Origin of the sequence: Zongyangia acetica (assembly GCF_038739695.1) — a bacterium.
In the GTDB taxonomy this organism is placed as follows: domain Bacteria; phylum Bacillota; class Clostridia; order Oscillospirales; family Ruminococcaceae; genus Zongyangia; species Zongyangia gallinarum.
This window is the reverse complement of the sequence record NZ_JBBEWN010000011.1, coordinates 34,356-52,568: the sequence shown is the minus strand read 5'-3', so window position 1 is coordinate 52,568 and position 18,213 is coordinate 34,356. Positions and strand designations below refer to the sequence as shown.

Sequence of the window (18,213 nt, the reverse complement as noted above, 5' to 3'; positions counted from 1 at the left end):
AGTTGAGTATCAGAAAAGCGACACCTGACCAGAGCGGCTTGGTGCGCCAAATTGTAGAAGCATCTGTCCGGGGCAGCTATTCGGGTGTCTACTGTGAAGAAGCGGTGGACATGTTCCTAGAACATCACAGCTTAGAGAATATCCAGGAAGGGTTGGAAAAGGACTTAGTCCTCCTCTCCTATGAGGGAGAGGACCCTGTAGGGGTGGGATGCCTGCGGGGGGAAGAGATCCGGCAGATCTACATCCACCCGGCCTATCAAGGGCGGGGGCATGGCACCAGGCTTCTGCTGGCACTGGAAGCGGCTGCCATAAAGGCCGGACAAAGGCAGGTGTATCTGGATGCTTCCATCCCCGGCAAACCCCTCTATGAAAAGCATGGCTACCGTGAAGTTTCCCACGAGCAGGTCATCGGGGCGCAGGGCGGAATTTTAGACTATTGGCGGATGGAAAAACAGCTCTCCGCCGAAGGCGAGACAGCAAAGGAGGAAGAAAGGATGACAAAGATTACAAGCCGTGTGTTCGGCCAGACCAGAGACGGTCAGGAAGTGAAGGCTTTTACCCTCTCTAATGGGCAGATTCAGGTGGAAATTTTGGAGTATGGCTGCACCGTCCAGTCCCTGTTTGTCAGGGACAAGGAGGGAGAGGAAGTCAATGTAGTCCTATCCCTGGGCAGTGTGGAGGATTATGAAAAGCAGACCGCCTATCTGGGCTGTGTGGTAGGCCGTTATGGCAACCGGGTTCGGGACGGCCGTTTCACCCTGGATGGCATCACCTATCAGCTGACCCAGAACGACGGAAGTAATCACCTCCACGGCGGAAAGGTAGGCTTTAACCGCAAGGTGTGGCAGGGGCAGATCGACGGGGAAACCCTGCGGCTGCGTTATATAAGCCCCGGCGGCGAGGAAGGATATCCCGGCCGGCTCTCCGCCATTGTCTCCTATTCTCTGGAGGGCAATGCCCTGCGTATCGAATATGAAGCCATAACCGACCGGCCTACCATTGTCAATCTGACCAACCACAGCTTCTTCCACCTGGCTGGAGGCCGGGGCGGGGATGTCTGCGGCCATCAGGTTCAGGTTAACGCCAGCCGCTATCTTCAGATCGACGACACCGGCATGCCCGACGGCACCTTTGCCGACGTAGCGGGGACGGTCCTAGATCTGCGGAGGAAAACCTGTGTGGGGGACGTCCTCTCCCAGAAGGACCGGCTGTTGGATATTGTAGGAGGTATCGACCACTGTTACAGCTTTGAAAACGCCGCCGAGGAGGAAAAGGCGTGGCTTTACAGCCCTCTGAGCGGCATTACCATGAAGGTTTACTCCGACTGCGAGGGGATGCAGGTCTACAGCGGCAACTTCCTCACCGGAGCGGATGTGGACCGGTATGGCAAGGAGCTTGTCTCCCGCAGCGGCATCTGCTTTGAGCCCCAGCGCTATCCCGACTCCATCAATCAGCCCGCTTTCCCTGATCCCATCCTCCGGCCGGGGGAAACCTATCACCAGTTTACCCTCTACCAGTTTGGCATCGCAGAATAAAAGAACAGAGCGCCGAAGCTTTTGCTTCGGCGCTCTGCTTTTTATTTTAAACTTTCGCCCTCCCTGCTATGGGAACGGTATTTTTTCCGGTATTCGGCAATGGACATGCCCTCCGTCTCCTTAAACAGCCGGTAGAGGGCGTTGGGGGTGGAAAAGCCCACCAGGGATGCGATCTCTTCCACCGGCAGATCGGTGTCGCACAGGTAGTTCTTGGCGTAGTTGAGCCGGTAGATGCTTAGGGTCTTTGCAAACCCAGTGCCGAAATACTCATAAAACAGGCGGCTGATATGCCGGGGAGAAATATGCAGCGCATCGGCAATGTCCTGCAAGGTGATATCCTGGTCGTAGTTTGCATAAATGTACTTGGTAATCTGAATCGCCAGATTCGGCGGCTCCTGTCTCATTTTCTGGGGTGTCCCCGGCACCATATTGCGCAGGATGCTGAGGATGAGCTGAAGATAGAGTGAGGGGAGCATGGCCCGCCATCCAAAGGGATGGGAAACAATCTCCCGGCAAAGGCCTTCAAAAATTTGGTCGGCTTTGTTTTCATCCTTTCCAAAGTGGGTTCCGGCGCCCACCAGACGGGTGAGTACCGCTCCATCTGAGTTCTCCTCCTGGGAGGCGCCATGTTCCCGGATATCGAAGATGACCACAAAGTACTTTTTGGGCAGATTGGGCTCATAGATTACCCGGTGGGTTACCTCCGGGGGAAGGAAGGCAAACTCTCCCGGCTTCATGGTGTGGATCTCTTCACCGGCGGAAAGATGGACCTCCCCCTCCAGCGTATAGTAGATCTCACAGGAGGTATGGGTGTGGGGGAATTCCGCCGTGGTTTCGTCGTGGCGCTCCATATAGTTGACCACCAGCTCAAAGAAGTCGGTGGGGATCTTGGTGACAAACGGATCATAATAGGGGCTTTGCTTCTGCCTGTACACTGGATCATCTCCCGCCTTTCTGTTTAATTCTAACACACCAGCCTCCCCAGGACAATTCCCTCCAAACGGACATAACCGCCGTTTTCCTGTCCTTTTGAAAGATTGTCATTTCCTTCCCTCCGTTTTATAGTAAAGACAAGAGAAAACAAGAAAGAAAGGAGTCAATCATATGGTTACCTATCCTGTGGACATGGAGCTTGTCAAGGAGCTGGAGGAAAAAGCCTATCAGATCCGCCGGGACCTGCTTCAATTTATCTACCGTATCGGCATGGGCCATCTGGGCGGGGAGCTTTCCCTGGTGGAGATGGCGGTGGCCCTCTATTACCACTACATGAACTACGACCCGAAAAATCCCAAATGGGAGGACAGGGACCGCTTGGTGCTGAGCAAAGGGCACTGTGGGGAAACCCTCTACACCATCTTCGCAGACCTGGGCATGTACACCATGGATTATATGGTGGAGCATTTTGAAACTTTAGACACCGCCAAGTTCGGCATGCACCCCAACCGAAAATATGTCCCCGCCATCGAGGTATCCGCCGGCAGTCTGGGACATGGCTTTTCCATCGCCCTGGGGTTGGCCCTGGGGGCACGGAAGCAGAAGAAAAACTGGCGCACCTTTGTCATTGTCGGCGACGGCGAACTGGATGAAGGCACCAACTGGGAGGCCATCATGTCCGCTGGCCATTTTCAGCTGGGCAATCTGGTGGCCATTGTGGACAAAAACCAGCTGCAGATGACCGGCCCCACCTCCCAGATCCTCAACCTGGATCCCCTGGACGAAAAGCTGCGGGCCTTTGGCTGGGATGTGAGGGAGATCGACGGCAACGACATGTACGCTGTCTGCGCCGCCCTGGAATCCCTGCCGCCCTCTGATCCCCTGAGCCGGAGAAAGCCCATTTTCATCATTTCCAACACCGTCAAGGGCAAAGGCGTGGACTTTATGGAGAACAACCCCAACTGGCACGGCGGCGGCATCGCCAAAGATGAGCTGGAACGGGCGCTTCTCAGCGTGGAAAAGAACAGGAGGGTGAGATAAATGGCCGTCAAAACAACCTATAACTTTGACCAGATGCTTTCCAGCGCCCGGGAAGCCTATGCAGAGGAGCTGCTGCGGATGGCGGATGAAGGGCTGGATTTTGTCTTTACTTATACCGACAATGTCACCCCCTCCTCCTCGGCGGGAAAGCTGATCCAAAAATATCCCGACCGCTGCATCAACTTCGGCATTGCCGAGCCCAACCAGGTAGGCGCTTCCGCGGGACTGGCTCTCTCGGGGCAGGTGGTCTATTCCCAGGTCTTCGGCCCCTTCCTCTCCCTGCGGACCGCCGACCAAATCCATACCGATATCGCCTATAACGACGTCAATGTCCGGCTGATCGGCACCCACGCAGGCCTTACCGCCGGCGGAGGGCCCACCCACAACTGTATCGCTGATCTGGCCCTTTACCGGGCCATCCCCAACCTGCTCATTGAGGTGCCCGCCGACGCCGCCCAATGCGCCAAAGCCATTCGGGCCTCCTTTACCTATGAAGGGCCCATGGTCATCCGCATCGACCGGGGTGGTTCCCCCCAGGTCTACGCCAATGGGGACTATGATTATGCCTTTGGCAAGGCCATCGAAACCCTCCCCGGCAAGGATGTCACCCTGGTTTCCGCAGGCTCCAGCGTCTACTGGTCTATGATGGCCGCCAAAAAGCTGCGGGAAGCCTACGGCATCAGCGCCCAGGTCCTGGATATGCACACCATCAAGCCCATGGATACCGAAACCCTTCTGCGCTGCGCAAAGGAGACGGGGAATGTGGTCACGGTGGAGGAGCACTCCATCAACGGCGGCCTAGGCGGCGCTGTGGCGGAAGTGCTGCTGGAGGCTGGATTCTCCGGCAAGTTTAAACGGGTGGGCCTCCCTGACGAGTTCGCCGTCCTCGGCGATACCGACGAGGTCTACCGGTACTACGGCATGGACCCGGAGGGGATTGCCCGCACCGTCAAAGAACTGCTGAAATAACATAGATACTTTTCATACAATCGGCCTGGCGCTGTGGAAAAATCCACAGCGCCGGGCCTGTTTTGCTCTTAAGTCCCTAGAAGCATCCCGCCCCATCTTCATCAAATTTGCCAAACTATGCCGTCATCAAACTTTTCTTGCTCTAGCGCGCAAAGATGTTTCCAACTTCTCAGCAATTTTCGACAGATACCACATAGAGATGATAGTTTCCCGGCCCGGTCAGGTGTGGTATAATAAGTCTAAATCTTGATCTGAGTTTTTGGAGGAGGGGGATCCGCCAATTTCTCTGCGTTTGATTTCCTATGGATCTACCATTCCCCGGGAAATCAAACCCAACCCATTGGGAGGATCATAAATGGATATTGTCATTATCCCGGCCTATGAACCGGATGAAAGTTTAATACAGGTGGTCAACAAGGTACAGGCCCTGTCCATAGGGCGCATCATCGTTGTCAACGATGGCAGTTCGGCCCCCTTCCGTCCCCTTTTTAGAAAAGTTTGCGATCAAGCCGTCGTCCTTAACCATGAGGAAAACCAGGGCAAGGGGGCCGGCATCAAAACTGCCCTGCGCTATATTGCGGAGAATGTCCCCGAGGCGGAAAGTGTTGTGGTGATTGACGCCGACGGCCAGCACCGGCCGGAGGATGCCATGGAGCTTTTGGCCCTTTCCCACCAAAACAAGGACGCTCTGATCCTGGGAGCGCGTAAATTTACCGGAACCGTTCCCCTGCGCTCCCGCTTTGGCAACACCATCACCCGCTATGTTTTCCGGCTGTGCAGCGGCAAATGGGTTTCTGACACCCAGACAGGGCTGCGGGCCTTTTCCGCCTCCCTGATCCCTCAGTTTCTCTCTATAGAGGGGGAGCGGTATGAGTATGAAACCAATCAGCTGCTCTACTGCGCCAAAAACGAGATTCCCATCCTGGAGTTTCCCATTCCCACCATCTACCACGATAAGGAAAACTCCTGTTCCCACTTTCACGCACTGCGGGATTCGGCCAGAATCTACAAAAACCTGCTGGCCTTTGCTGGCAGCTCCTTCCTCTGCTTCCTGGTAGACTACGGCCTGTTTTTGCCCCTGTCCGCCCTTTTTAGGCTCTTTCTCCCAGAGGGAAGCGCCCTGGTGGCCGGGAATATTTCCGCCCGGGTTTGCAGCGCGGGACTCAATTACTACCTCAACAGCACCTTTGTCTTCCGGCATAGAGAAAACCGGAAGAAATCCCTTCTGCAATACGCGGTTCTTTCCTGCTGTATCTTGGCGCTGAATACCGCCATTCTCTATGCCTTGACGGTCTTTTTGCATCTTCCGGCGGCTGTCGCCAAGATCATCACCGAGCTGCTTCTCTTTGCCGTCAGCTTTTTGGTGCAAAAGCTTTTGATCTTCCGCAAAAAAACAGATTCATCCGAAAGGAGATAAATCCACGCCCATGCGCAGAAAAAAACTCCCCTGGTGGCTGGTGGCCCTCATTGATATTCTGGTCATCGGGGGATATGCCCTGTCCTTTTATTTGATTTACTATCTTTCTCCCCGCCAGCTTCAAAGCAGCGGGATTCAAATCTCCCAGAGTCCTGCTGTCCAAACAGGCCAGAATAATTGGTCTACAAAATTTGCGGATCATTTCTCCTCCACGGCGGTGTCGGAAGAGGATCGATATCAAAGCGAGGATATTTCCATCTCCCTGCAAAAGGTGACCATCGAAGCGGGAAAAAATAAAAACGTCTACTATCTGGCGGATATTTATATTTCCAACATCCAGTGCCTGCAAACCGGTTTTGCCCAGAACACCTTTGGGGTAGGCTATACCCAATCGGTCCTGGAGATGGATAAGGCCCTGGGCGCGGTGCTGGCTGTCAACGGCGACTACTACGGCAACGGCAGCCAAGGGGTGGTCATCCGCAACGGTGAAGTCTACCGGAACACCACCGATGCCTCCGACGTCTGCGTCCTGTATTCCGACGGCGTCATGAAAACCTATGCCGCCGGGGAGTTCAGCCTGGAAGAGGCTGTGGAAAACGGCGCCTGGCAGGCCTGGAGCTTTGGCCCCGCCCTGCTGGACAGCCAGGGAAACCCGAAAACAGAGTTTCAAACCAGTCTCAATGTGCTGGGGCTCAATCCCCGAACCGCCATCGGCTACTATGAGCCGGGGCATTACTGTCTGCTGGTGGCCGATGGCCGGTATGAGGACGACGCCCAGGGGATGACCTTAGAGGAAATGTCCCAGCTGTTTTTTACCCTAGGCTGCCAAAGCGCCTATAATCTGGATGGAGGCCAGTCCTCTGTTATGACCTTTCAGAACGCAGTGGTCAACCAGCCCAGCGGACAGGGCCGGGATATCAGCGACTGCGTCCTCATCAAGGAGGTGTCCCAAGGATGAAAAAGCTGCGTGGCATTCTGCCCCATTTGGTCATCATTCTGGCCGGGATCTTTCTGGTATTTCTTATTCTCGACCAATATAATCCAACCATGGAATTTGTGGGCAACCCTATTTCCTCCATCCTGCTGGCCCTGTTCTGCCTGCTCTCCATCATCGCCGGCATCCTATTGGCCAGGGATAACCGGCAACGGGCCCGTGAGGAACAGAAGGCCCAAGATCAACACCAAGGGAGGTGATCCCCCTGCGCCGCTTTCTTCCCCTGCTCTCCCTGCTGCTGGCCTGCCTGCTTCTCTGTGGCGCTCTGCTCATCGCAGGGCTGCATCTGGCTGCGGTCCAGTCCCGGGAGGATACCGGCTCGGCTTCTTATGATATCCAGCAGATGGATTTCTCCTTTAACGAATGGGATCGTCTCACCGATTATAACGAACGTTATGCCACCCACATCCATCTGGAAGGAGACCATATCCTGGTAGACGGCGCAGGCGCCGAAGCCAAAGACGGCATCCTGACCATTGGTTTAGGCGGGGTCTATGTCATCTCCGGTGAGCTTACCGACGGCAGGATTCAGATTTCCGCCCCCAAGCAAGAAAGAATCCATCTGATCTTTGATGGGGTATCCATCCACTGTGAGGATGATGCCCCTCTCTATATCCGCCAGGCCCGGAAGGTCATCCTCACCCTGGCCGACGGCTCCCAGAACATGCTCTCCGACGGCGCTGACTACCTGTATAGCCACGGGGATCAAACCGCCGACGGAGCCGTTTTCAGCCGTGCGGATCTCTCCATTAACGGCGGTGGAAGCCTCACCGTCCAAAGCATGCACCATGGCATTGTCTGCAAGGACAGTCTTGTCATCTCCGGCCCCAAGCTATCCATCACCGCCCAGGGACAGGGAATTTCGGGAAAGGATTGTGTCAAAATCCAGGAGGGCTCTTTCCAACTGGATACCCAGACCGATGCCATCCAATCGGATAACCAAAACAGTGGGGATAAAGGATTTATCTACATTGCCGGCGGCGAGTTTACCATCCGCTCCCAAACCGACGCCATCCAGGCGGAAACCGTGCTGCGCATTGACGGCGGGAGGATCGATATTCTCACCAACGGCGGCAGCGAAAATGTCCCCGCCTCCCTTCGGGGCAGTCCCCATACCCAGTGGTCTTTTACCGACGCCTCTGGATCGGACGAGGAGGAAGAGGCGGTGGATTTTAACTCCAAAGGGCTCAAGGCCCGGGGGGAAATTCTCATCCGCGGCGGGGTATTCTCTCTGGATACCTTTGACGACGCCATCCACGCCAACGGCAATGTTCGAATTGACGGCGGGGATTTTTCCATCTCCACCGGTGATGACGGCATCCATGCCGACGGTGATGTGATTATTTCCGGCGGCACCGTCTCCATCCTCGCCTGCTATGAAGGCATTGAGGGAACTTCTGTCACCATCTCCGGCGGGGAGATATCTGTCACGGCCAGCGACGACTGTATTAACGCCGCACCGGGAAAGAGCGCTGGAGAGATTGAAAACACCCCCAAGACCTCCCTCAATGATCCCGACAACCCCATCTTGGTCCGGATCTCCGGCGGCACTGTCTCCTTGGACGCCGAGGGAGACGGCATTGACACCAACGGAGATCTGTATTTGGAGGGAGGCGCCGTCACCATTTTCAGCGCCAGCTATATTGAGGATACCGCCTTGGATTACGATGGGGTAGCCATTGTCACCGGCGGCACCCTGGTCGGCGTGGGCAGCGGCCCCTGGGCCCAGGGGTTTGGACACCTTTCCACCCAGTATTCCTGTTTAATCACCCTGCCCGACACTGTCAGCCCCCAGGTAGGCTGCACGGTGGAGGGGCCGGACGGCAGTATCCTATTTACCTTGGCGCCGCCCAGAACCTATCAATCGGTGGTCTATACCTCTCCTGACCTTCAGGGCGGCCAAACCATCACCTTCCAGGCCGGGGAGCAGTCCACTTCCTTGGAGCTGACCGGGATCAGTTCCTCTAGTGGAAATGGTGAAGAAACCCAGCCAGGCTCTTAGCCTTTGGGTTAAAGTTTCGTCTTAAAAAGGACTGGTACAGATAAGTCCGGTCCTCCTGCTTGCTAAAAGGCCCCGGCTTTCAAAGAAGCCGGGGCCTTTTGATCGGAATTATTCGTCAAACAGGGGGGTACTGAAATACCGCTCTGCCGTGTCGGGCAGGATGGTGACCACCGTTTTACCCTTGCCTAGCTTTTCTGCCAGTTTCAGCGCTGCCGCCACATTGGTTCCGCTGGAGATGCCGCACATCAGCCCCTCTAACCTAGCCAAATTCCGGGCAGTTTCAATGGCCTCGTCATCGGTGACAATATAGATATCGTCATAGATCTGCTGGTTTAGGTTTTCCGGAATAAGCCCGTCGCCGATCCCCATCTGCAGATGGGTGCCAATATTGCCTCCCGCCAGGATCGCCGCGTTTTCCGGCTCCACCGCCCAGATGGTGATCTGGGGATTCTGGGCCTTGAGCACCTCACCAATTCCGCTGATGGTGCCGCCGGTTCCTACGCCGGAGCAGAATCCATCGATGGGGCCCGCCACCTGCTCCAGGATTTCCAGGGCAGTGCGGTGCCGGTGGACTCTGGGATTGGCGGGGTTGCTAAACTGCTGGGGCACGTAGACCTTGGGGTCTTCTTTTGCCATGCGCATGGCTGTTTGCAAACACTCCTCAATACAGGCGCCAATATCCCCGTCATCGTGGATCAGCACAACGCTAGCGCCATAGTGGCGCACCAGTTTCCGGCGTTCCTCACTGACCGAGTCAGGCATGATGATGACGGTCTTATAGCCCTTGACCGCGCCGATGAGGGCAAGCCCAATGCCCTGGTTGCCGCTGGTAGGCTCTACAATAATGCTGTCCTCATGGATCAGCCCCTGACGCTCCGCCGCCTCGATCATATTCAGTGCCGTCCGCGTTTTGATGGAGCCGCCAACATTAAGCCCTTCGTATTTTACCAGCACCTCGGCGGAATCCGGTTTTGTCATCCGCTGCAGCCGGATCATGGGGGTGTGTCCAACCGCCTCTAACACATTATTATATACCACAGGTTCTTCTCTCCCATTCATCCCAAAAATAAATCGTACATTGCTATATTATAGTACGAAACCCTTCTTTGTGAAAGGTTTTGACTGAATTTTTTTATAATCAATGCCCATTTCCGGTTCTCCTCCGCCATTGTCAATTTAAAATTCTCCTTTTTCATGAAGATATGTAAAATTTTACAATCCGATTTACTATGTATTGAATGTATGATACAATGAGATACAAAATATTGATTGGGGAGGACTAACAGTGGATCCAGCCTACTTCAAAGAAACATTTCATTTTTCTCCAGAAAGCAACGTCTCCCTCTATGCCCAGTTGGCATCCTATATCCGGATTCAAATCCAAGCCGGGATCCTGAAGCCCGGCGAAAAGATGATTCCGGAGAACAGCCTGTGTGAAATCCTCGGGATCAGCCGGACCACAGTACGCCAATGTATGAACCGGCTGGTGGAGGAGGGACTACTCATCCGCTATCGGGGCAAAGGTTCCTTTATCACCGATAAAAAATTGCGCCGCAATATTGAATATCTCTATGGTTACACCGACAATCTTCTGGAAAATGGATTTATCCCCTCTTCCATCGTTCTAGATCAGAAGGTAGTGGAGGTAAATGATCCCTCCCTTCGGGAGAAGTTGACGCTGCCCCAAGGGCGGAATTACGCCTTCTTTCTCTCCCGGCTGCGGTGCGCCAACGGCCAGCCCATCATTCTGGAAAACGCCTACATCCCTTATTACCTTTGCGGCGGCATTGAGCAGGTCAACTTTGAGTCGGCTTCCCTCTATCATGTGCTGAGCAACCGGTTTTCCATCCAGGTAGATCATGTGTCTGAACGGATCGAAGCCATCCTGGTGGAAAAAGAAACAGCCGCCCTGCTCCGCTACGACTCAGACAAGCCGGTTCCCGGCTATAAGCTGGAGCATCTCTCCTACCTGGATTCTGGCTATGCCTTAGAATTCACCACCTCTTTTGCCCGGGCGGATCAGTGCTCATTTCAGCTGGAACTTTCCAAGTCTCCCCATACCGGACATGCCAACTTTTATTTCACCCGGCAGGTCAAGATTTAAGCAAAAAAGGCAGCCTTTCGGCTGCCTTTTTATCAATTCAGTTTCTCTTTTTCCCTTTCCGTTTTCCCAGATAAAATGCCGCTGAGGCAACCGCTCCGATCAGGGCTGTCACCGCCAGCACGTCATAGGCGGACGCCACCGAAATATGCTCGGCCAAAGCGCCGGTCAGCATGGGGAAGGTGGTCATGCCGATGGCGTAAACCGCCTGGAAAAATCCCATGGCTGTGGACTTCTGGGCTGGTGGCACCTCGGTCATGGCCTCCGAAATAATGTAGGAGAGCAGCACTCCGGTGGACATACCAGGGAGAATCTGGAGCAGGAAGATGACGGGAATGCTGGCCACATTTCCCACCAGCAGGCAGTAAAGGGCCACAACTACGAACACGCTGGGAATCCACACCTTTGGCCCATGTGTAGCGCAGACTCGGGTGGAGGCAAGCCAGGCGAAGAATACGGCGGAAAGCATATATAAAATAGAAGCATAACCGATCAGGGCAGAACTTGCGCCCAGGTCCTCCAGGATCTGGGTGGTAAAGGACATGGTGGTCGCCATCTGAATCCCCTGCTGGATCAAGGCAAAGAGGGCGAAAATGATCAGCCGGCCGTTGAGGCAGATTTTCAACAGCCCTCCCACCGAAACATTTTTCACCGGCGGCTTTTCCTCCCGAAGCAGCAAGCTCAGTCCTGCGCCCGCAAAACCGGCTATAGCGCTCATGGTGGTGAGCAGGCTCATGCCAAACCGTCCATAACAGAGGGTTCCCGCCAGAAAGCCCAGAAGAACCCCCACATTGTTGAACATAATGATCCGACTGGTGGCCGACTGCTGCTGACCGCCGCCAAAGAAGCTGGTGTAAAGAACCATAAACGAAATCCACATGGAGGAGGCGCATCCTGAAAGCAGGTTGGCGATCAAAAATCCCACACCTCCGGGGAAGAGAAGCCGGAGGGCTGACGCCGCTCCCGCAAGAAGGGCACCGAGAAAGATGAAACCTTTATGTCTGCCCCGAAAATCGGCCAGCACTCCCACCGGCAGCCGCAGGGTCATCTGTGTCACCCCATAGGCGCCTACAATAACCCCGATAAAGGCGGCCGACACCTGAAGGGAGGTCAGGTAAGGCGTCTGGAAAGGCACATATACATATTGGGCGAACCAAAACAATACTACAATCGCCAAAAGTATGCCGCGATTTCTTCTTTCTGTCTGCATTTGTCATTCCCCCTGTTATTTTTATTTCCATTATATACCTGATTTTGCTCTGATGCAAAGGATCTATCCCTTGACAGAGGTATAGAAAGGTCCTATGATGGTCTTAAATGAAGGGGATTTCCCCACAAGGAGGCGTTTTGATGAAACCCACCAAACCGGCCAGCCAGATGACCCCGCGGGAACTGGCTGCTTACATTGACCAATCTGTGCTCAAACCGGAATTTACCCAGGAGGATATCCGCCGTTACATCCAGGAAGGTGTTGACTATGGTTGCAAAACCGTCTGTGTCAACCCCGCTTCCCTGGATATTGCCGCCCAGCTGACCCGGGGCACCGACACCGGCATCTGTGTGGTCTGCGACTTTCCCTTCGGCCTCTCCACCACCCAGTCCAAGGTGATGCAGGCGGAAAGCTACTGCAAACGGGGAGATGTAGATGAATTGGACATCGTAGCCAACTTCGGCTGGATCCGCAGCGGCCTCTGGGACAAGGTCGGGGAGGATATCAAAGCTGTCTGCGACATCTGCCACCAGTATCAGGTGGAGGTGAAGGTGATCTTTGAAACCGACGCCCTCACCCTGGCCGAGGTGGCCCGTGCCACCGAAGTGGCCTGTGAGGCTGGCGCCGACTTTGTAAAAAGCTCCACCGGTTTTTATACCGGCGGAGAGCAGAAGGGCGCCACAGTAGAGGTCGTCCGCACCATGATAGAGGCTGCCAAAGGCCGGTGCAAGGTCAAGGGCTCCGGCTGCATCCGGACCCGGGAGCATTTTCTGGAGCTCATCGACATGGGCATTGACCGGATGGGCATCGGCTATCGTTCCACCCCTGTGGTGTTGGGGCTGGATCAAAAGTAAACTTCTGGCGAAAGATGAAAAGAGGGAAAAGCGGCGGCTTTTCCCTCTTTCTTGCCGTTTTTATTCCACGTTGCGGTGGCGGGACTCCATCTCTTCCGGGGTTACCCCCATCTCCTGTTGCAGCTGCATGGCCAGCATGTCATAGAGAAGAAACAGGCTCTGCTCGAAGAGATTGCCCATCAGCTGTTTGGATTTGACAAAATCCCCTTTGGCCAGAAACGCCTCCGCCGGCACCAGGGTGATTACATCGGCGTAATCGTAGAGGTAGCCCTCCTGGGCTGCCGTCACCATGGCGATGGTGGCGCCGGCCGCCTTGGCTTTCTCCACCACGATGTTGACAATGTCGATATCCGCCCGGCCGTTGGCGCAGATGAGCAGGTCGCCCACTCCAATGCCTGGGGTGGTGTCGTCCCAAATCCAGTAGCTGGTCTTTCCCAGATGGGTCAGCCGCATGGCAAAGGATTTGGTGGAAAGCCCTTCCCGGCCGGCGCCTACTGTAAACACCCGTTTTGCCTTCTTTATGGCCTCCAGCAGAGGGCGGATATCCTCCTCTGTCATCCGATCGAAAACCTGTGTAAGTTCTGATAAGGTCAGCCGCTTGAGCTGGTCGAACATGATGGTTCCTCCTCTTCCCTTTTTAACTTCATTGTAGGACAACCCGTGGGCCCTGTCAACGCGGACGCCTTTTCTTTGGGGAAAATTTTACTTGCTTTTTCGTCATAAATCAGCTATAATGCAGCTTGGAAAGTGAATGTAGTTTTATCACAGAGCCTTCCATCGCAATATTTTTTGACCAGTCCTGCCACTGGCGGACTTAAGGCCATACGGACAGCCGGGTCAAATGCCGAACGCGGCAACTTTCGTTGCCTTATTGATTGAGCGAACGCTCAAATTTTATAAGTTGGTTACTTAAAACCGTGTGTCTTTTGGGGCACATCACACTTGTGAAACAATCAATAAGAGTAGTAAAAGTAAATGTTTGCTATATAGACTCTGATTCTACATTTGCATAGCCGCCTCAGGTGATTTTCTTGCAGGGAAAAGGTTGCCGGGGCTCAACTGAATTTGTAGATATTGTAACGCAAGTGATGCGGCCAAAAGCCGAATTCCTTGCGTTTTCTTTTTATAAACATGGATGGGGTGGGGAGTATGGAAAACAAATTAAAGCTCTATGGTTTTAACAACCTGACAAAATCGCTCAGCTTTAACATCTACGATGTCTGTTACGCCAAAACCAAGCGGGAGCAGGTGGATTATATCGCCTATATCGACGAACAGTACAATTCCGAACGGCTCACCGGCATCCTCAGTCATGTCACCGAGATGATCGGCGCCAATGTGCTGAATATCTCCAAACAGGACTATGACCCCCAGGGGGCCAGCGTCACCTTTCTCATCGCTGAAGGCTCTATGATTCCCATCGGCGGTGATGCTGTCGTGGGGCACCTGGATAAAAGCCATGTGACCGTCCACACCTATCCTGAGTACCATCCGGAAACCAGCCTGGCCACCTTCCGGGTGGATATCGATGTAGCTACCTGCGGGGAAATCACCCCCCTCTCCACCCTGGACTATCTCATCGGCAGCTTTGACAGCGACATCATTACCATGGATTACCGGGTCCGGGGTTTTACCCGGGATGTGGCCGGCAAAAAGCTGTTTATGGATCATAAAATCACCTCCATCCAGGACTATATCGACAAGAAAACCCTGCTCAAGTATGACGCGGTGGATATCAACGTCTATGAGGCCAATCTTTTCCACACCAAGATGCTCATTAAAGAGGTAGACCTGCAAAACTATCTCTTTAACACCGATGTCTACGAGCTCCCCCCAAAAACCCGTCTTGACATTACCGACAGCCTTCGGCGGGAAATGATTGAGATTTTTTCCGGACGCAATGTCTTTTAACCGCTGGCAGACGCGAAAAGCCCTGTTCAGCTATCATGATAATATGCGCGCAAACGCTGCGGCATTGGCGCCAAATGAAAGGAGGATGTACCATGGCAAAACTTGATCAGACCCGGGCCCCCATCTATGAGGCCCTGTCCCGTTTTCAGCGGGAACGGGTAGTCCCCTTTGACGTCCCCGGCCACAAGCGGGGCAAGGGCAATCCGGATCTAACGGCTTTCCTTGGGCAAAAAGCCATGAGCGTGGATGTCAACTCCATGAAGCCGCTGGACAACCTCTGCCACCCTGTCTCGGTCATCCGGGACGCGGAGGAGCTGGCCGCCGACGCCTTTGGAGCACATCACGCCTTTTTTATGGTGGGAGGCACTACCTCGGCGGTGCAGAGCATGATTTTATCCTGCTGCAAGCGGGGGGATAAGATTATCCTCCCCCGCAATGTCCATCGCTCCGCCATCAACGCCCTGATCCTCTGCGGGGCACATCCTGTCTACGTCAACCCTGAAACCGACCAGCGGCTGGGCATCTCCTTAGGGATGTCCATGGCGGTGCTGGAGGATACCATCCGTCAGCATCCTGACGCCAAGGCGGTCTTTGTCAACAACCCCACCTATTACGGCATCTGTTCCAACCTGCAGGCCATTGTGGATCTGGCCCACGCCCACGGCATGATGGCCCTGGTGGATGAAGCCCATGGCACCCATTTTTATTTTTACGATGACATGCCCCTTTCCGCTATGGCGGCAGGGGCGGATATGGCCAGTGTCTCTATGCACAAATCCGGCGGCAGCTTAACCCAGAGTTCCTTCCTTCTCACCGGGCCCCGGGTCAACGCCGATTACGTCCGCCAGGTCATTAATCTGACCCAGACCACCAGCGGCTCCTATCTGCTCATGTCCAGCCTGGATATCAGCCGGCGGAACCTTGCCATCCACGGGGAGGAAATCTTCCAGAAGGTCCGGGAGCTGGCCCGGTATGCCCGGGCGGAAATCAACGCCATTGGAGACTATTATGCCTTTTGCCGGGAACTGATCAACGGGGACAGTGTCTTTGACTTTGACACCACCAAGCTTTCCATCCACACCCTGGATGTGGGGCTGGCGGGCATCGAGGTTTATGACATTCTCAGGGATGAATACGACATCCAGACTGAGTTTGGAGACCTGGGAAATCTGCTGGCCTACATTTCGGTGGGAGACCGGCGCCAGGACATTGAACGGCTGGTCAGCGCCCTGGCGGAAATCCGGCGGCGGTACAAAAAGGGGAAGGCCGGCATGCTGACCCAGGAATATATTCCGCCTCTGGTGGTGGATACCCCCCAAAACGCCTTCTATGCGGAGAAGGAGTCCCTTCCTTTGGAGGAGACGGTGGGACGGGTTTGCACCGAATTTGTCATGTGCTATCCTCCCGGCATCCCCATTCTGGCCCCGGGGGAGGAAGTCACCCCCCAGATTCTCGACTACATCCGCTACGCCATAGAAAAGGGATGTTCCCTGACCGGGCCGGAGGATCTCAACATCCAGCGGCTCAATGTGGAGAAAGGAGTATAACCCCATGCAGTTATGGTTTACAGAGCGGCATACCCCTCATGTGAAATTTTCCATCCGGGTGGATCGGCAGCTTTACAGCGCCCAGAGTGAATTTCAAAGGATCGACGTATTCGATTCCCAGGAATTTGGCCGTTTTCTCACCCTGGACGGCTATATGATGCTCACCGAAAAGGACGAGTTTATCTACCACGAAATGATGACCCATGTGCCTATGGCCGTCCACCCCGATGTGAAACGGGTGCTGGTCATCGGGGCGGGGGACGGCGGCGTCATCCGGGAGCTGACCTGTTATCCCACCATCGAACAGATTGACCTGGTGGAAATTGATGAGCTGGTGGTGGAGGTGTGCAAGAAATATCTCCCCCAGACCGCCTGCCGGCTGGACGATCCCCGGCTGCACATCTATTATGAGGATGGGCTCCGGTACATCCGCCGGTGCGAGGACCTATACGACCTTATTATCGTGGACTCCACCGATCCCTTCGGCCCAGGAGAGGGGCTTTTTACCAAAGAATTTTACGGCAACTGCTTTAAGGCCCTCCACGAAGACGGCATCATGGTCAATCAGCACGAAAGCCCCTTCTATGAAAACGACGCGGCCGCTATGGAGCGGGCCCACAAGCGGATTGTGGAAAGCTTCCCTGTCAGCCGGGTCTATCAGGCCCATATCCCCACCTATCCGTCAGGGCACTGGCTTTTCGGTTTTGCCTCTAAGAAATATCATCCTGTCCACGACCTGCGGGCCGCGGCATGGAACCTGCTGGGCTTGGGCACCCGGTATTATAACACCCGGCTTCATGTGGGCGCTTTTGCCCTGCCAAGCTATGTAGAGGAGATGCTGCGGAATGTGGAATAAAAATATCGAAACCTTTCTGGGCTGCGACGCCACCTTTGAGGAGGCAGATACCGTCCTCTTTGGCGCGCCCTATGACTGCACCACCTCCTACCGTCCCGGCACCCGTTTTGCCAGCCACACCATGCGGGGGGAATCCTACGGCATCGAGACCTACAGCCCTTATCAGGATAAGGACCTGACCGACTACGCCATCTTTGACGGAGGAGATCTGGAACTGCCCTTTGGCGATCCCATCCCCGCCCTGCGGATGATCGAGGAGGCCACCGGCAAGATTCTCGACGCGGGCAAGCGGCCTCTCATGATCGGCGGGGAGCACCTTTGCACCCTGGGAGCCGCCAGGGCTACGGTGAAACGTTACCCCGATTTATACTTCCTTCATTTTGACGCCCACGCCGACCTGCGGGAGGACTATCTGGGTCAGCGTCTTTCCCACGCCACTGTCCTGCGGCGGGTATGGGACCTTGTGGGAGATCACCGTATCTTCCAATACGGCATCCGTTCCGGGGACCGGGAGGAATTTTACTGGGGACGGGATCACGTCTTTACCCACAAGTTTGACCTGCGGGGCATTGAGGAGACGGTAAAGTGTCTTGAAGGAAAGCCTGTCTACTTCACCCTGGACCTAGATGTGCTGGATCCGTCGGTTTTCCCCGGCACCGGTACTCCAGAGGCGGGAGGCGTCACCTTTCCGGAGTTGATGGAAGCCATGGCGCAGCTCTCCCGGCTTTCCATTGTGGCCTGCGACGTCAACGAACTCTGCCCGCCACTGGATCCCAGCGGTATTTCCACCGCCATGGCCTGCAAAGTCTTGCGGGAGCTTTTGTTGTATTTGCATTAAATTAT

Annotated in this window: 17 protein-coding genes; 13 read left to right on the top strand and 4 right to left on the bottom strand. The window is 54.8% G+C overall.

Translation table 11 applies throughout. The features are described 5' to 3' along the window. Nucleotides 1–2 precede the first annotated feature (2 nt). Nucleotides 3–1,535 (top strand): galactose-1-epimerase, encoded by a 1,533-nt coding sequence (locus WGC32_RS10875; RefSeq protein ID WP_342681931.1) that lies wholly within the window; start codon nucleotides 3–5, stop codon nucleotides 1,533–1,535. 41 nt (nucleotides 1,536–1,576) lie between these two features. Here the strand turns inward: WGC32_RS10875 and WGC32_RS10870 are convergent, their stop codons facing one another. Beyond that, entirely contained in the window at nucleotides 1,577–2,506 is a 930-nt protein-coding gene (locus WGC32_RS10870) for an AraC family transcriptional regulator (RefSeq protein ID WP_342681929.1), read from the bottom strand. A 133-nt stretch (nucleotides 2,507–2,639) separates the two neighbouring features. On the opposite strand from WGC32_RS10870, the gene WGC32_RS10865 reads away from it, so the two are divergent. From WGC32_RS10865 to WGC32_RS10840, 6 genes are all read left to right on the top strand, one after another. Beyond that, complete coding sequence (locus tag WGC32_RS10865; RefSeq protein WP_342681928.1) at nucleotides 2,640–3,509, top strand: transketolase; 870 nt, start codon at nucleotides 2,640–2,642, stop codon at nucleotides 3,507–3,509. Next, a complete protein-coding gene (locus tag WGC32_RS10860; RefSeq protein WP_342681926.1) occupies nucleotides 3,510–4,478 on the top strand; it encodes a transketolase family protein in 969 nt (322 codons plus the stop codon). It begins immediately after the preceding gene. Nucleotides 4,479–4,833: 355 nt separating this feature from the next. Further along, nucleotides 4,834–5,895, top strand: a complete 1,062-nt coding sequence (locus WGC32_RS10855) for a bifunctional glycosyltransferase family 2/GtrA family protein (protein ID WP_342681925.1) — start codon at nucleotides 4,834–4,836, stop codon at nucleotides 5,893–5,895. A 10-nt stretch (nucleotides 5,896–5,905) separates the two neighbouring features. Continuing rightward, nucleotides 5,906–6,853 carry a phosphodiester glycosidase family protein gene (locus WGC32_RS10850; RefSeq protein ID WP_342681923.1) on the top strand — a complete coding sequence of 316 codons (948 nt, stop codon included), beginning with the start codon at nucleotides 5,906–5,908 and terminating at the stop codon, nucleotides 6,851–6,853. Continuing rightward, nucleotides 6,850–7,089, top strand: a complete 240-nt coding sequence (locus tag WGC32_RS10845) for a hypothetical protein (RefSeq protein ID WP_342681921.1) — start codon at nucleotides 6,850–6,852, stop codon at nucleotides 7,087–7,089. The genes WGC32_RS10850 and WGC32_RS10845 overlap by 4 nt, the downstream gene beginning before the upstream one ends. Then, nucleotides 7,086–8,891, top strand: a complete 1,806-nt coding sequence (locus tag WGC32_RS10840) for a carbohydrate-binding domain-containing protein (RefSeq protein WP_342681919.1) — start codon at nucleotides 7,086–7,088, stop codon at nucleotides 8,889–8,891. Before WGC32_RS10845 ends, WGC32_RS10840 begins: the two co-directional genes overlap by 4 nt. A gap of 108 nt (nucleotides 8,892–8,999) precedes the next feature. Here WGC32_RS10840 and cysK read toward each other — a convergent pair whose 3' ends face one another. Continuing rightward, nucleotides 9,000–9,929: a cysteine synthase A gene (cysK, locus tag WGC32_RS10835; protein WP_191481445.1), complete on the bottom strand. Its 930-nt coding sequence runs from the start codon at nucleotides 9,927–9,929 to the stop codon at nucleotides 9,000–9,002. Nucleotides 9,930–10,176: 247 nt separating this feature from the next. Here cysK and WGC32_RS10830 point away from each other — a divergent pair, with 247 nt between their 5' ends. Further along, nucleotides 10,177–10,995: a UTRA domain-containing protein gene (locus WGC32_RS10830; RefSeq protein WP_191481444.1), complete on the top strand. Its 819-nt coding sequence runs from the start codon at nucleotides 10,177–10,179 to the stop codon at nucleotides 10,993–10,995. A gap of 37 nt (nucleotides 10,996–11,032) precedes the next feature. Here the strand turns inward: WGC32_RS10830 and WGC32_RS10825 are convergent, their stop codons facing one another. Beyond that, nucleotides 11,033–12,202 (bottom strand): MFS transporter, encoded by a 1,170-nt coding sequence (locus tag WGC32_RS10825; protein ID WP_342681916.1) that lies wholly within the window; start codon nucleotides 12,200–12,202, stop codon nucleotides 11,033–11,035. A 140-nt stretch (nucleotides 12,203–12,342) separates the two neighbouring features. Between WGC32_RS10825 and deoC the strand changes: the two genes are divergently transcribed. Beyond that, nucleotides 12,343–13,056, top strand: coding sequence for a deoxyribose-phosphate aldolase (gene deoC / locus WGC32_RS10820; RefSeq protein ID WP_191510358.1), 714 nt, complete (start codon nucleotides 12,343–12,345; stop codon nucleotides 13,054–13,056). A gap of 60 nt (nucleotides 13,057–13,116) precedes the next feature. Here the strand turns inward: deoC and WGC32_RS10815 are convergent, their stop codons facing one another. Next, nucleotides 13,117–13,671, bottom strand: coding sequence for an SIS domain-containing protein (locus WGC32_RS10815; RefSeq protein WP_342681914.1), 555 nt, complete (start codon nucleotides 13,669–13,671; stop codon nucleotides 13,117–13,119). A 534-nt stretch (nucleotides 13,672–14,205) separates the two neighbouring features. On the opposite strand from WGC32_RS10815, the gene speD reads away from it, so the two are divergent. The 4 genes from speD (at nucleotide 14,206) to speB (ending at nucleotide 18,208) form a co-directional block, all read left to right on the top strand. After that, nucleotides 14,206–14,967 (top strand): adenosylmethionine decarboxylase, encoded by a 762-nt coding sequence (gene speD / locus WGC32_RS10810; RefSeq protein WP_191481440.1) that lies wholly within the window; start codon nucleotides 14,206–14,208, stop codon nucleotides 14,965–14,967. A 92-nt stretch (nucleotides 14,968–15,059) separates the two neighbouring features. Then, complete coding sequence (locus tag WGC32_RS10805; RefSeq protein WP_191510356.1) at nucleotides 15,060–16,514, top strand: aminotransferase class I/II-fold pyridoxal phosphate-dependent enzyme; 1,455 nt, start codon at nucleotides 15,060–15,062, stop codon at nucleotides 16,512–16,514. Between the two features lie 4 nt (nucleotides 16,515–16,518). Then, entirely contained in the window at nucleotides 16,519–17,370 is an 852-nt protein-coding gene (gene speE / locus WGC32_RS10800) for a polyamine aminopropyltransferase (RefSeq protein ID WP_342681910.1), read from the top strand. Then, nucleotides 17,360–18,208: an agmatinase gene (gene speB, locus WGC32_RS10795; protein WP_342681908.1), complete on the top strand. Its 849-nt coding sequence runs from the start codon at nucleotides 17,360–17,362 to the stop codon at nucleotides 18,206–18,208. Before speE ends, speB begins: the two co-directional genes overlap by 11 nt. Nucleotides 18,209–18,213: the final 5 nt, after the last annotated feature.